Source organism: Kitasatospora albolonga (assembly GCF_039535905.1).
Lineage (GTDB): Bacteria > Actinomycetota > Actinomycetes > Streptomycetales > Streptomycetaceae > Kitasatospora > Kitasatospora albolonga.
Genome location: NZ_BAAAYB010000037.1, coordinates 87,312 through 100,078 on the forward strand (window position 1 = coordinate 87,312; position 12,767 = coordinate 100,078).

At 72.6% G+C, this 12,767-nt stretch carries 12 protein-coding genes; 8 read left to right on the forward strand and 4 right to left on the reverse strand.

Annotated features, from left to right (window positions below):
• The first annotated feature begins 121 nt into the window (after positions 1-121).
• The 4 genes from ABD946_RS09825 to ABD946_RS09840 all read left to right on the forward strand — a co-directional run bounded on the left by ABD946_RS09825 (position 122) and on the right by ABD946_RS09840 (position 2,853).
• A complete protein-coding gene (locus ABD946_RS09825; protein ID WP_345282033.1) occupies positions 122-559 on the forward strand; it encodes a hotdog fold thioesterase in 438 nt (145 codons plus the stop codon).
• A 27-nt stretch (positions 560-586) separates the two neighbouring features.
• A complete protein-coding gene (locus ABD946_RS09830) occupies positions 587-1,330 on the forward strand; it encodes a dienelactone hydrolase family protein (protein WP_345282035.1) in 744 nt (247 codons plus the stop codon).
• Between the two features lie 30 nt (positions 1,331-1,360).
• Positions 1,361-1,762 carry a carboxymuconolactone decarboxylase family protein gene (locus tag ABD946_RS09835; protein ID WP_345282037.1) on the forward strand — a complete coding sequence of 134 codons (402 nt, stop codon included), beginning with the start codon at positions 1,361-1,363 and terminating at the stop codon, positions 1,760-1,762.
• 224 nt (positions 1,763-1,986) lie between these two features.
• Complete coding sequence (locus ABD946_RS09840; protein ID WP_345282210.1) at positions 1,987-2,853, forward strand: helix-turn-helix transcriptional regulator; 867 nt, start codon at positions 1,987-1,989, stop codon at positions 2,851-2,853.
• Between the two features lie 100 nt (positions 2,854-2,953).
• Here ABD946_RS09840 and ABD946_RS09845 read toward each other — a convergent pair whose 3' ends face one another.
• From ABD946_RS09845 to ABD946_RS09855, 3 genes are read right to left on the reverse strand one after another with little or no spacing between them, the layout of a single operon-like run.
• Complete coding sequence (locus ABD946_RS09845) at positions 2,954-4,411, reverse strand: MFS transporter (protein WP_345282038.1); 1,458 nt, start codon at positions 4,409-4,411, stop codon at positions 2,954-2,956.
• 12 nt (positions 4,412-4,423) lie between these two features.
• Positions 4,424-4,840 (reverse strand): nuclear transport factor 2 family protein, encoded by a 417-nt coding sequence (locus tag ABD946_RS09850; protein WP_345282040.1) that lies wholly within the window; start codon positions 4,838-4,840, stop codon positions 4,424-4,426.
• Between the two features lie 56 nt (positions 4,841-4,896).
• Complete coding sequence (locus ABD946_RS09855) at positions 4,897-6,573, reverse strand: FAD-dependent monooxygenase (RefSeq protein WP_345282041.1); 1,677 nt, start codon at positions 6,571-6,573, stop codon at positions 4,897-4,899.
• Between the two features lie 179 nt (positions 6,574-6,752).
• On the opposite strand from ABD946_RS09855, the gene ABD946_RS09860 reads away from it, so the two are divergent.
• Together ABD946_RS09860 and ABD946_RS09865 are read left to right on the forward strand one after the other, a co-directional pair.
• Positions 6,753-8,816: a thioredoxin domain-containing protein gene (locus ABD946_RS09860; protein WP_345282043.1), complete on the forward strand. Its 2,064-nt coding sequence runs from the start codon at positions 6,753-6,755 to the stop codon at positions 8,814-8,816.
• 27 nt (positions 8,817-8,843) lie between these two features.
• Positions 8,844-9,698 (forward strand): GNAT family N-acetyltransferase, encoded by an 855-nt coding sequence (locus ABD946_RS09865; RefSeq protein ID WP_345282045.1) that lies wholly within the window; start codon positions 8,844-8,846, stop codon positions 9,696-9,698.
• A gap of 249 nt (positions 9,699-9,947) precedes the next feature.
• Here the strand turns inward: ABD946_RS09865 and ABD946_RS09870 are convergent, their stop codons facing one another.
• A complete protein-coding gene (locus tag ABD946_RS09870; RefSeq protein WP_345282047.1) occupies positions 9,948-10,880 on the reverse strand; it encodes a hypothetical protein in 933 nt (310 codons plus the stop codon).
• A gap of 251 nt (positions 10,881-11,131) precedes the next feature.
• On the opposite strand from ABD946_RS09870, the gene ABD946_RS09875 reads away from it, so the two are divergent.
• Together ABD946_RS09875 and ABD946_RS09880 are read left to right on the forward strand one after the other, a co-directional pair.
• A complete protein-coding gene (locus ABD946_RS09875) occupies positions 11,132-11,773 on the forward strand; it encodes a papain-like cysteine protease family protein (protein WP_345282049.1) in 642 nt (213 codons plus the stop codon).
• Positions 11,774-11,783: 10 nt separating this feature from the next.
• Complete coding sequence (locus tag ABD946_RS09880) at positions 11,784-12,623, forward strand: hypothetical protein (protein WP_345282051.1); 840 nt, start codon at positions 11,784-11,786, stop codon at positions 12,621-12,623.
• Positions 12,624-12,767 lie beyond the last annotated feature (144 nt).

Genomic DNA, 12,767 nt, shown 5'->3' on the forward strand with positions numbered 1-12,767 from the left:
CTGATGCTGTTACTGCCAGTACCACCCTTGAGGCCACTACGCACCGGGCCGTATTCCAACTGCTTTTGCCGCTAGGGTCGTTCGCATCGGCTCCCGCGTTCCGGAGGTGGTTGTGCCAGCGATGTCGCTAGGGCCGGTCGCGGTCCTGCCGGAGTACGCGGACGAGCAGCTCGTCACACGTCTGGGCATCGAGATCCTGCGCTGCGAACCGGGCCTGGTGATCGGCACGATGCCGGTCCGGGGCAACCGCCAACCGGTCGGGATCCTGCACGGCGGCGCCAACGCCGTGCTGGCCGAGACGCTCGGCTCGGTGGCGGCCTGGCTGCACGCCGGCCCCGGCGGCAGCGTGGTGGGCCTCGACCTGTCGGTCACCCACCACCGCTGGGCGTCGAGCGGGCTGGTCACCGGCGTCTGCCGCCCTCTGCACGAAGCGGGGGCGCACGCCACGTACGGGATCGAGATCAGCGACCACACCGGAAAGCTCAGCTCCACCGCTCGCCTCACCTGCGCCGTCAGCGCGGCGGCCGGGCCCCGTGGCCTCCCCGTCCGGGGGCGGTAACCACCCATCATCGAAAGGCAGTTCACCATGTGCCACCCCACCGACAGCCGTCCGCCGGGCATCGAGAACCCGGGTGAGGTCGCCGAGCACGGCATCGTCCGGCTGACCACCGAGGACGGCAACGTCTTCGAGGCCTACCGCGCGGTGCCGGCCGAGCCCAACGGCCGCAGCGTCGTCATCCTCCCGGACGTCCGGGGCGTGCACCCGTACTACCGGGAGCTGGCACAGCGCTTCGCCGAGGCCGGGTTCACCGTGCTGGCGCTCGACTACTACGGCCGCACGGCCGGCATCGGCGCGCGGGACGACGAGTTCGACTGGCAGCAGTACCTGCCGCTGGTGCAGCCCGACGAGGTCGCGCTGGACGTCAAGGCGGCCGTCGCGCACCTGGCCGAGACCGCCCCGGGCCCGGTCTTCACGGTCGGCTTCTGCTTCGGCGGCAGCCAGTCCTGGCGCCTGTCGGCGGCCGGCCTGGGCCTGGCGGGCACCATCGGCTTCTACGGCCAGCCCAAGCTGGTCGAGGACGCGGTCGACGGCATGGAGGTGCCGCTGCTGCTGCTCATCGCCGGCAGCGACGTGGCCACCACGCCGGAGGAGTTCGACGCCTTCACCGGCGCCCTGGAGAAGGCCGGCAAGACCTACGAGAGCCAGGTCTACGAGGGTGCCCCGCACTCCTTCTTCGACCGGGGCTTCGCCGAGTGGCAGGAGGCCTGCACCGACGCCTGGGGCCGGATCCTGGACTTCACCGCCCGCCACGCCGCCGTGGCCAACTGACCTCCGGCACCTCACCCTTGGAGAGCGATCATGACGCAGCCCCCCGGCGAGCGGTTCGAGCGCGGGGTCGCCAAGCTCGCGGAGATCGGCGGCGACGCCCAGGTGATCTTCGACGCCCTGAGTGACGTCGCGCCCGATCTGGGCCGGTATGTCGCGGAGTTCGCGTTCGGGGACGTCTACAGCAGGCCCGGGCTCGACCCGAAGCAGCGTCAACTCCTGACCCTGGCCTCGCTGCTGGCGCTCGGCGACTGCGAGCCCCAGCTCTCGTTCCACACCAAGGTCGCCCTCGAAGTGGGGGCCACCCCGCAGGAGATCGTGGAGACGGTCCTGCACTGTCTGGTCTTCGTCGGCTTCCCGCGCACCTTCAACGGCGTCGCCGTGGTGCGGAAGGTGCTGGCCGAGCAGGGGCTGCTGCCCGTCCCCGCCGGCTGAGCCGGCTCCGTCCGCCCGCAGAACCCGCACTCGTCGAGTGCGGGTTTTGTCGTATATATGACACTATTAAAGAGAGTGGAGACTTCGCTTCGATTTGCCCGTGGTTCACTTCTGAATGTTTCCGCACGATAAAGCGCCTGATCCCCTAGCCGATACCGCCGTCATTGCCAAAACATTGCTTGACACACCGTCAGGTTGCGGCAAGCATCGAAGCCATGAGTGGGATGACGGGGGTTGGGCAGCAGAGGCGCTTGCAGGAATTAGGGCAGTTCTTACGCGGTCGTCGCGCCAGACTGTCCCCCGACGAACTGGGCTTCGCACCGTCGAGCCGAAGACGTACTCCCGGGCTGAGGCGGGAGGAGGTGGCGGTCCGGGCCGGCGTCGGCACCTCCTGGTACACCTGGGTGGAGCAGGGGCGCGACATCAACGTCTCCGAGTCCGTGGTCAGGGCGATCAGCCGTGCGCTGTGCCTGAACGCCACGGAGGAGGACTACCTGTTCAAGCTGGCAGGGATGCCGCGGGTGGCCAAGGACACCTCCGCCGAGGGCGTGCTGGACCAGATGCGGCTGGCCCACGTGGTGGACGAGTGGCTGCCGAACCCGGCCTTCATCCTCGACAAGTTCTGGAACGTCCTGGCCGTCAACGCGGCGGTCTACGAGGTCTTCGGGTTCGGCGAGTTCAACACCAACCTGCTGGAGGTCTACTTCACCGACCGGATCTCGCGCTCGCGGTACGTCGACTCCGACGAGCTGGCCCGGGTCACGGTGGCCAAGTTCCGGGCCAGCATGGCGGAGCACTTCGGCGATCCGCAGTTGGAGGCCCTGGTGGAGTCGCTGCAGGAGCGGAGCGAGGAGTTCCGGCGGCTCTGGCACAGCCACGAGGTGCTGGACGCCGACCACCGGCTCAAGGAGATCGACCACCCGATGGTCGGCCGGCTCAGCTTCGACGTCCACCACTGGAACCTCGCCGCCAACGAGAACGTGCAGCTGATCCTGCACGTCCCGCGCAGGACCTCGCAGACCACCCAGAAGCTCCAGAGGCTGCTGCGGGCCGCGCAGGGCGACGAGCCCCTGGCGGACTGGGACGGTTGACGGAACGGAACGGAACAGAACAGAACGACGGAACGACCCGGAACCGGGCAACCGGTTCCGGGTCGTTCCGTCCTTCCGGACGCGGCGGCGTGACGGCGCGTCAGTCGGTGGCCGCAGCCGCCCTGGGGGCCACCCGCCGCAGCGCCAGCCCGATGACCACGGCCGCGACCAGCACGATCGCCGCGTCCACCAGCAGGGCCAGCGTCGTCCCGCCCAGCATCGCCTGCTCGGGGGTCCGGCCGGAGAGCGCCTCGGTGCGCGCGGTGGCGACCGCGCTCATCACCGGGATGCCCAGGGTGATGCCCACCTGCTGGGTCAGGGTGGCGAGGCCGGTGGCCAGGCCCTGCTCCTCGTCGTCCAGCCCCGAGGTGCTGGTCACCATGAAGGAGACCACGCTCAGCACGTGGGCGAAGCCGCCGACCGTGGTCGCGACCAGGACCAGGACCATCCACGAGCGGTCCGCGCCGACCAGGAAGAGCGAGGCCGTCACGGCCGACTGCACCACCAGGCCGCCCACCAGGGTGACCCGGCTGCCGCCGAGCCGGCTGATCAGCGGGCCGGCCAGCAGACCGGCGAAGAAGGCGGCCGCGCCCTGGAGGCCGAAGGCCAGGCCGGTGACCAGCGGCGAGTAGTCCAGCACCTGCTGGAGGTAGAGCGTCATCAGGAAGATGACGGCGCTGAACATCGTGAAGGTGATCAGCCCGCCGAGGTTGCCCCACTTCACGGTGGGCCGGGCGAGCACCCGCAGCGACACCAGCGGCTGCTCCTGGCGCAGCTCCACCGCCCAGAACGCCCCCAGCAGCACGACCGCGGCCGCGAGCGAGACGAGTGTGGTGGTGCTGCCGAAGCCCTCGTGCCCGCCCGAGGTGACGCCGTAGCTCAGCGCGAGCAGGCCACCGGTGACGGTGACCGCTCCGGGCACGTCCAGCCGGGCCCGCCCGCCGCGGCTGCGGTCGGAGATCAGCCCCGGGGCGACGGCCAGCACCGCGACGCAGACCGGGATGTTGATCAGGAACGCCCAGCGCCAGCTCACCAGGCCGGTGAGCAGGCCGCCGGCGACCGCTCCGGTGGTGAAGCCGGCCGAGAGCAGCGCACCGCTCAGGCCCAACGCCCGCTGCCGGGCCGGGCCTTCGGGGAAGGAGGTGGTGAGCAGCGCCATGGCGGTGGGCGCGACCGCGGCCGTGCCCAGGCCCTGCGCGACCCGGGCCACCAGCAGGACGGTCTGGGAGTCGGCCAGGCCGCCGGTCAGCGAGGCGAGTGCGAGCACCACCATGCCGCCCATGAACACGTTGCGCCGTCCGGCGATCTCGGCCACCCGGCCGAACAGCAGGGTGAAGCCGGCCGAGCTGAGCGCGAACAGCGTCACGACCCACTGCAGGTTCTCCGGGCTGAAGCCCATGCCCGTGCCGATGTCCGGCAGGGCCACGTTGAGGATCGAGAAGTCCAGCGCGATCAGGAACTGGGCTCCGAGCAGCAGGACGAGCAGCCAGCGCTGCCTGCCGTCGAGTCGGTCGCCGGCCGCCGCGGGCGCGACGACGCTCTGGTCGGTGGTCGACATGGTGGGTCCCCCTCAGCCGGCGAAGGCGAAGGCCGCCGCGACGCTGTTCTCGTACATCCGGTAGGTGGTGATCAGGCCGTCGGTGACCGTGACGTGCAGGGCGAACCGGCTCGCGAAGACCTTGCCGGTGCTCAGCACCTCGTGCGCGAAGTCGCCCAGTACGACGGCGTGCTGACCGTCCACCAGGATGTGGTCGACGTTGAAGGCCTTGGTGGCGACGTCCTCCGTCGCGCTGCGGATGAACTCCGCGATCTGCCCGTGGGTCGACCGCTGTCCGGTCCACGGCACGGTCGGCGCCCCGGGGACCTCGAAGTCGGTGGTCTCGGCGAACAGCTCCAGCATGCCGGTGCGGTCACCGGCCCCGAAGCGGTTGAAGAACTCCTGGACGGTCTCGGCGGTCCCGCGCACGGTGGTGGCGTTCTCGGACACGGCTGTGCTCCTCTTGCTACTCGTCGCTGGTCGGTGAAGGTTCGGGTGACGTCGGGTCAGGTGAGAAGTGCGGCGTCGGCCGGGCGTGCGGCGAGCTCCCCGCGCAGCAGGGCGGCGCCCGGGCGCTGCTCGGCCAGGAAGGCGGCCACCTGCTCGGGCCGGCCGGGCCCGGTGCGCAGGGCCAGGTGGCCGTCGGGGCGCACCACGGCCAGCGCCGGGGCGCTGCCGAGGGCGTCCAGCAGCCAGGTGTGCGCCCGGCCGAAGACGGTGGACAGGTCGTGCACCGGCGCCAGGTCGGCCAGCCGCTGCCGCAGCACGGCCGCCTCGGCCGCCCAGTCCCGGTCCGCGCGGCGGCCCGGCCAGAGCAGCACGGTGTACTGCTCCAGGTCGAGGACGGGCAGACCGGCCAGGGCCGCGGGCCCGGCGAAGAGCGGGAGCCGGTCGCCCTCCTGGGCCGGCCGGCGCACGCCCCAGCCGGTCACGCCGAGCGGCTGGCGGCCGTAGGTGAAGTCGGTCTGGGCGAGCAGCGGCGCCATGCCCCGCTGCAGCACGCCCGCGTAGTGGGAGGCGTGGAACAGGTTGTCCCGCAGGCCGACCTTGAAGGCGCCGCGCACCGTGCCGTAGCGGATCTGGGTGGCGGCGGCCCGGCCGACCCGCTCGGCGGCGGCGCTGCGCTCGGGGTGGTAGGTGTTCAGGATCGAGTGGTCCAGCTGCCCGCGGAGCACCCCGCCCAGCTTCCAGCCGAGGTTCACGGCGTCCTGCAGGCCCAGGTTCATCCCCTGGCCGCCCGCCGGGCTGACCACGTGCGCGGCGTCGCCGGCCAGGAAGCACCGGCCGCTGCGGTACTGGTGCACCACGCCGCAGCGCGGCCGGAAGGAGCTGGTCCACAGCGGCTCGGCGAGCCGGACCGAGAGCCGGGCCCGCTGGCGCAGCATGTTCTGGAACAGCTCCAGGGTCGGCGGGCCGGCCTCCTCGCCGCGGTGCGGCACGTTGCCCGCCAGGCGGTAGAGCCCGTTCTTCAGCGGCACCACCACCGCGATGCCGTTCGGCGAGTAGTAGTACTGCACGCTGTGCGGCACCCCTCCGCTGATCGCGAAGTCGCCGATCGCGTAGCTGACGTCGATCGGTTCGGGGTCGAAGGCGATGCCGAGCAGCTCGCGCAGGGTGCTGCCGGCGCCGTCGGCACCCACCAGGTACTGCGGGACGACGGTCTCCTCGGTGCCGTCCGCCCGCCGCAGCCTGACCTTCGGCCGGTCGTCGCCGGCCGTGCCGTGCTCCAGCCCCTCCAGGGCGGTCTCGTACTCGACCACCCCGCCCAGCTCGGTGAGCCGGGACCGGAGGATCTCCTCGGTCTCGCCCTGGGCCAGCGTCAGGACGAAGGGGTAGGGGGTGTCGGGCAGCCGGTCCATCCGCACCGAGCCGCGCGGGCGGCCCTCGGCGAAGTAGTCCACCGAGGGGAGCACGTGCCCGGCCTCGACCAGCCGTTCGCTGACGCCGACCCGGCGCAACTGCTCGAGTATCCGGGGCCAGATCAGGATGGCCCGCGAATGCAGACCGGCACTGCCCCGCGGGCTCGGCCGCCGCTCCACCACCCTGACCCCGACGCCCTGCTGGAGAAGTTCACAGCCGAGCACCAGACCGACGGGGCCACCGCCGACGATCAGTACTTCCGGTTCGCCGCCGAACGCCGGCCGGATACCGGCTCCTCGATTCCGCTTGCCGTCCTGGGACATTTCACACCGCCACATCATGGATCGCGAGGGACGCACTTCCGGGGTGCTTTTTCGAATTAACGGATATGCACGATGAGGACGCTAACGGGCCGTCAGAAGGGCGTCCATATGTGTATTGAGAGGGGTATCCGCACCACCAGGTTCGACGCGGAGGGCACCCGATGCGCAAGGATGGGGCCATGCCGAACCGTCTCGCGGACGCGACCTCGCCGTACCTGCTGCAGCACGCCGACAATCCGGTCGACTGGTGGCCCTGGGGGCCGGAGGCCTTCGAGGAGGCGGAGCGGCGCGGGGTGCCGGTGCTGCTCAGCGTCGGCTACGCGGCCTGCCACTGGTGCCACGTGATGGCCCACGAGTCCTTCGAGGACGAGTCGGTGGCGGAGTACGCCAACGAACACTTCGTGGCCGTCAAGGTGGACCGCGAGGAGCGGCCGGACGTGGACGCCGTCTACATGGAGGCGGTGCAGGCGGCCACCGGGCAGGGCGGGTGGCCGATGACGGTCTTCCTGACGCCCGGTCAGGAGCCCTTCTACTTCGGGACGTACTTCCCGCCGAAGCCCCGGCACGGCCTGCCGGGCTTCCGGCAGGTGCTGGAGGGGGTGAACTCCGCCTGGCGGGACCGCCGGGACGAGGTCGGCGAGGTGGCCGCCCGGATCCGGGCCGACCTGGCGGAGCGCGCCTCGGTGTACGGGGTCGGCAGCGGGGTGCACGAGGCGCCCGGGGCCGAGGGGCTGGCGGCCGCGGTGGCCGAGCTGGGGCGCTCGTACGACGAGAAGTGGGGCGGCTTCGGCGGGGCACCCAAGTTCCCGCCGTCGATGGCGATCGAGTTCCTGCTGCGCCACCACGCCCGGACCGGTTCGGCCGAGGCGCTCGCGATGGCCGGGCACAGCTGCGAGGCGATGGCCCGCGGCGGGATCTACGACCAGCTCGGCGGCGGCTTCGCCCGCTACGCGGTGGACAACCGCTGGGTGGTGCCGCACTTCGAGAAGATGCTCTACGACAACGCCCTGCTGCTCCGCGCCTACCTGCACCTGTGGCGGACCACCGGCGACGTCCTGCCGCGCCGGATCGCGCTGGAGACCGCGGACTTCCTGCTGCGCGAACTCCGCACCCCCGAGGGTGGGTTCGCCTCCGCGCTGGACGCGGACAGCCTGGACGCGGCGAGCGGCGAGAACGCCGAGGGCGCCTACTACGCGTGGACCCCGCAGCAGCTGGCCGAGGTGCTGGGGGAGGAGGACGGGGCGCTGGCCGCGGTGCTGTTCGAGGTGACGGCGGAGGGCACCTTCGAGCACGGGAGTTCGGTGCTCCAGCTGCTCTCCGACCCGGTGGACGAGGTCGCCCACGACCGGATCCGGACGGCGCTGTACGAGGCCCGGCTGAAGCGTCCGGCCCCGGCCCGGGACGACAAGGTGGTGGCGGCCTGGAACGGCCTGGCCATCGCCGCGCTGGCCGAGACCGGCGCCCTGCTGGAGCGGCCCGACCTGGTCGAGGCCGCCGAACGCGCCGCCGACCTGCTGATCACCGTGCACCTCGGCGAGGACGGCCGGCTGCTGCGCACCTCCCGGGACGGCCGGGCCGGGGCCAACGCGGGCGTGCTGGAGGACTACGCGGACACCGCCGAGGGCTTCCTCGCGCTCTACGCGGTGACCGGCGGGGCCGAGTGGCTCGGGCTGGCGGGCGGGCTGCTGGACACGGTGCTGGCGCACTTCCGCGACGAGGCGTCGGGCGCGCTCTACGACACCGCCGACGACGCCGAGCAGCTGATCCGCCGCCCGCAGGACCCGACCGACAACGCCACCCCCTCCGGCTGGACGGCCGCCGCCCAGGCGCTGCTGACCTACGCCGCGTACACCGGCTCCGAGCGGCACCGCACGGCGGCCGAGGGGGCGCTGGCCATCGTCGGCGCGCTCGGCGGCCGGGCGCCGCGGTTCGTCGGGTGGGGCCTGGCCGCCGCCGAGGCGCTGGCCGACGGGCCGCGCGAGGTGGCCGTGGTCGGCGCCGAGGGCGACGCCGGGCGGGCGCTGCTGCACCGGACGGCGCTGCTCGGCACCGCGCCGGGCGCCGTGGTCGCGGTCGGGGAGCCCGGCTCCTCCGAGGTGCCGCTGCTGGCCGGGCGGCCGCTGGTGGGCGGGGCCGCGGGGGCGTACGTCTGCCACCACTTCGTCTGCGAGGCACCGGTGGCGCAGGCGGCCGAGCTGGCGGCCAAGGTGGGGGCCCGGACCGACGGTAATGGAGGTGCGTGAAGCGCCGCTGATCAGGGAGGATGCGGCATGAACTGGACCCTCTCCTCCTCCCTGGACGAATTCCGGACGCACGCGGGCGATTTCCTGGCGGCCCATCCGGCCGGGAACACCGTCCTGCTGACCCTGGTGCACAACCTGACCCTGAGCGGCCCGCACGTCTTCGGCGAGGCCGACCCGTGGTTCGGCTGGTGGCGGCCGGCCCCGGACGCACCGGTGGCCGGCGCCTTCTGCCGGACGCCGCCGTTCCCGCTCCGGCTCAGCACCATGCCGCCCGAGGCGGCCGCCGAGCTGGCGACGGCGCTCGGCGCCGACCGGCGGGAGGTGCTGGCGGTCGGCGGCGAGACCGTCGCGGCCCGGGCCTTCGCCGAGGCCTGGGAGCGGGAGACCGGGGTCGGCAGCAGCGTCAACAGCAACGAACGGCTCTACCGGCTCGGAGATCTGACGGACCCGTCGCCGCTGCCGAAGGGCTCCGTCCGGCTCGCCACCCCGGACGAGGCCGACCTCCTGACGGACTGGTTCGCCGCCTTCGTCGCCGAGGCCGAGGTCGGCATCCCGGGCGAGAACCACCGGCCCACCGTGGAGCGGCGGATCGCCCGCGGCCACCTGCACGTCTGGGAGCACCAGGGCGAGGTGGTCTCCTTCGCCGGGGTCAGCGACGTCCTCGCCGGGATGTCACGGATCGGGCCCGTCTACACCCCGCCGCAGCACCGGGGCCACGGTTACGCCAGCGGCGTCGTCGCGGCCGGCTCCGCCCACGCCCTCGCCGCCGGCGCGGCCGAGGTGCTGCTCTACACCGACCTGGCCAACCCCACCAGCAACTCCATCTACCAGAAGCTCGGCTACCGGCCGGTCGAGGACTGCGTCTCCATCGACTTCGCCTGAGGGGGATCGGTGCGAGAGCGGTTGTGATCCAGGGGCGCGGCAGAACGTGATGCCGGGGCGCGCGGAACGTACGTGGTGATGCCGGGGGCGCGAGGAACTGCGCGGGTCGGGAGGCGGCTCACCGGCAACTGAACCGCCGTCAGCCAGTTGCACGTGCTGCCGTTCCCCCGCGCGCCCCGCGGCGGAGCCGCAGGTCAGCAGAGCCTCGCGCCCCCGGGTCGCTGCCCTTCCGCCCCCCGTCCGGCACGGTCACTCCCAGTCCCAGCGGATGCCCAGCAGGCAGGGGCTGAGCGAGCTGGCGACCAGGTGCACGCAGTGGTGCCCGTCCAGCGTCAACTCCTCCGTCTCGTAAGGTGGTTCGCCCGGCGCCCGGCTGGCGAAGCGGTGGCACCGGACCGGCAGCGCCTCCGGATGGAAGGTGACCTGCAGGACGTACTGCCCGGCGCCGGAGTTGAAGCCGCGGACGTACTCGGTGGACGGCTCCGCCGCCGGGGCGTCGTCGAACCCGTACCCCAGCAGATGGGTGTCCCCGGTCCGCAGCCGCCGGTCCAACAGCAGTTCCGCGACCAGCAGTTCGGCCTCCGGGTCGCGCCGGACCCGCCCCGGCCGGCAGTTCTCCTCACCCCGCACCCGCACCACCCCGATGTCGCACCCCGGATCCCCCTGGTAGAGCGCCAGGTACCGGTCGATCCCGTCGCGGTGCGCCCGCAGGGCGTGTTGGGAGTCGCGGCGGACCATCTGCCGGTCGGCGCCGATCCGGACCCGTTCGATGTGGGTGATGGTGTGCAGGCCGGTGTCCGGCGGTGAGGCGATGGTGGCGAGCAGGCCGTCCACGGCGACGGCCGGTGCGATCAGGTCCCGGTACGGGCGGGTGGCGGGCCCGGCGGCCTCGGCCGGTGCCGCCTGGCGGGGGCCGAGCAGGCGGGTGAGGGAGTGCTCGGGGAGTTCCAGCACCTCCTCCAGGATCCGTACGGCGCGCAGGGATTCGGGCCGTTCGGGCCGTCGCCGCCCCTGCTGCCAGTAGCTCAGGCTGGTCACCCCGACCTGGACGCCGCGCTGGGCCAGGTGCAGCCGCAGGCGGTGGAGGGCGAGGCCGCGGGCCGCGATGGCGGCGCGCAGGGCGAGGTGGAACGGGCCGGTGCGGAGGGCGGTGGCGAGCTCGGGGTGGACGGTCTGCTGCACGGCGGGCTCCCGTCTGTCGGGTTGACCGTGAATATTCACACGCCGGTGGCGAGTTGTCACCGGTCCGGACGTGTTGACGTGCGCGGGGTGCCGGCCGTGTTCACACCGTGCGGGGCCTCGTTCACACCCCCGTCCGGGCCCCGACGAGGTGCGTTGACCGGCTCCCGTCATGGCCCGATGCTCACTGCACCGCGCCCCATCGCGGTACCCCCACATCCCCTCTCCTGCGGGAACGCAAGGAGGAGAAGCCCATGCAGATCTCCAGGACCCGCCTGCGCCGTGCGGTCGCCGCACTCGCGCTCGGCGTCATCGCCCCCACCCTGGTGGCCGCCACCGGCACCCCGGCCCAGGCCGCCACCGCTCCCCAGGCCCGGGCGGCCACCGCCCAGGCACCCGGCGCCGTCACCGCCCTCGGGGTGCGCAAGCTCAACCTCACCATGCAGCAACAGCAGCAGGACAACTGGTGCTGGGCGGCGAGCGGCAACACCATCGCCACCTACTTCGGCTACACCTACAGCCAGAACCAGTTCTGCAACGCCGCGTTCAACCGCTCGATCAACTCCAGCTGCCCCAACAACCAGGCCACGCTGGGGAACGTGCAGACGGCGCTGCGCTACATCGGCATCAACTCCGGCTCCTACGTGACCGGGTACCTGCGCTACAGCACGGTGCAGACCGAGATCGACGCCAACCGGCCGATCGAGACCCGGATCCAGTGGTCCTCCGGCGGCGGCCACATGCACGTGCTCTACGGCTACGACACCGGCAACAACTGGGTCTACTGGGGCGACCCGTGGCCCTCCAACTACCGCTACAACTGGGCGGACTACAACTACTACGTCAACAACAACACGTTCTCCTGGACCCACTCCCTCTACCGGATCGGCGCCTGAGGAGACGACCATGACCGACACCATCCGCAAGCAAGCCTCCCGGCTCGCGGCCGCCACCGTGCTGGCCGCCACCCTCGGCCTGGCCGCCGCCCCGCTCGCCCAGGCCGCCGACCCGGCACCCGGCGCTCCCGCCCAGCTCGCCCCCACGGAGCTGAGCGCGGCCCGCGGTGCGGCCCAGTCCCCGTCCGTCCTGGACCAGTTGGGCCACTTCTTCGCCCGCAAGGGCGTCCCGCCGAACCAGTCGCTGGCGCTCTCCCCGGCCGACGAGGCCCGGGCCGCCGCCGAGGCCGCACCGCGGCTGAGCGGCGACACCGTCCCGGTCTACCTGCTGGACCCGGGCTTCGTGGCCGGCACCCCGGGTGCCCCGGTGGCCCGGGCGGAGTTCACCGCCAGCAAGGCGGTGGCGGCCGACGGCCAGGTGGCCTCGGTCTGGACGGCCAGGCAGGGCGCGGGCTGGCGGGTCGTCAACATCGCCACCGGTGGCGACGAGACCGACTACGCCGCGAAGGCCGCGGCCGGCGGAGGCGGCACCGCCTTCCGCGAGCCGCAGATCGACGCCTGGTACGTGCTGCGCGGGGGCAGGGTGCTCCCGCTGGACGAGGACGCCCGGAAGGCGGTGGGCGCCGGGGTCCCGCTGGCCGACTACCAGCGCCAGGTGAAGCAGCGCTACGGCGACAAGCTGCCCGGCTCGGTCTACGACCGGGAGGGCAAGGGCGGTGGCTACCAGGCCGCTCCGGTGGCGGAGCCGGACGGCCCGTCGCTGCTGACGGCGGGCACGGCGGGCGCGGCCCTGCTGGCCACCGCCCTGACCGGCCTCGGACTGCGGGCACGGCGCAGGGCCCGCGGCTAGCGGAGCGGGGCCCGAGGCAGGACCGAGGACGCGGGGCCGGGGAACCGGCACCGCGTCCTCGGTCTTTTTTGACGAAGCGTTGACCCCTCGTTCGCCTTCCTGCCGGTCCGGCATGTCACCGTGTGTGCCGTCGGAGTCCCGTTG

Bases quoted from the DNA above. Each gene is read 5' to 3' on its own strand.
- ABD946_RS09825 (WP_345282033.1), top strand. From the start codon at position 122: ATGTCGCTAGGGCCGGTCGCGGTCCTGCCGGAGTACGCGGACGAGCAG.
- ABD946_RS09830 (WP_345282035.1), top strand. From the start codon at position 587: ATGTGCCACCCCACCGACAGCCGTCCGCCGGGCATCGAGAACCCGGGT.
- ABD946_RS09835 (WP_345282037.1), top strand. From the start codon at position 1,361: ATGACGCAGCCCCCCGGCGAGCGGTTCGAGCGCGGGGTCGCCAAGCTC.
- ABD946_RS09840 (WP_345282210.1), top strand. From the start codon at position 1,987: ATGACGGGGGTTGGGCAGCAGAGGCGCTTGCAGGAATTAGGGCAGTTC.
- ABD946_RS09845 (WP_345282038.1), bottom strand. From the start codon at position 4,411: ATGTCGACCACCGACCAGAGCGTCGTCGCGCCCGCGGCGGCCGGCGAC.
- ABD946_RS09855 (WP_345282041.1), bottom strand. From the start codon at position 6,573: ATGTCCCAGGACGGCAAGCGGAATCGAGGAGCCGGTATCCGGCCGGCG.
- ABD946_RS09860 (WP_345282043.1), top strand. From the start codon at position 6,753: ATGCCGAACCGTCTCGCGGACGCGACCTCGCCGTACCTGCTGCAGCAC.
- ABD946_RS09865 (WP_345282045.1), top strand. From the start codon at position 8,844: ATGAACTGGACCCTCTCCTCCTCCCTGGACGAATTCCGGACGCACGCG.
- ABD946_RS09875 (WP_345282049.1), top strand. From the start codon at position 11,132: ATGCAGATCTCCAGGACCCGCCTGCGCCGTGCGGTCGCCGCACTCGCG.
- ABD946_RS09880 (WP_345282051.1), top strand. From the start codon at position 11,784: ATGACCGACACCATCCGCAAGCAAGCCTCCCGGCTCGCGGCCGCCACC.